Here is a 336-nt window from a genome sequence, read left to right as displayed (position 1 = left end):
AGGTTTAGCACTGGGAACAGCAGGTCATGCATTAGGAGTGGCAGTAGGAATTGAAATGGGTGAAGTAGAGGCAGCTATGGCAAGTATTGCTGTAACAGTAGTTGGAGTTGTAACGGTAGTTGTCATACCGATGTTCATGCCATTCATTGGATAGTAAAACTTACTTAAAAAATGAGAAAAGCAAGCTATTTGTAGGACAGATTTCTACTGATAGCTTGCTTTTTATGTTACAGTAGTGGTAAGACCTATTTTGAAAAAATGTAAGTTTCCTTAAATCTTCATTAATACTGTGTAGAATACGTTTTGAATTAGGTCATTGTATTGTAAAATAAGAAG

At 35.4% G+C, this 336-nt stretch carries 1 protein-coding gene; it reads left to right on the top strand.

All coding sequences use genetic code 11. The features are described from left to right. Positions 1-154 (top strand): LrgB family protein (locus MR083_RS27020; RefSeq protein WP_242270116.1); only part of this gene is annotated, 154 nt, incomplete at its 5' end. Positions 155-336: the final 182 nt, after the last annotated feature.

Source organism: Bacillus cereus group sp. BfR-BA-01408, assembly GCF_022663305.1.
GTDB classification, from domain to species: Bacteria; Bacillota; Bacilli; order Bacillales; family Bacillaceae_G; genus Bacillus_A; species Bacillus_A pacificus.
This window is presented reverse-complemented; position numbering and strand designations above follow the sequence as displayed.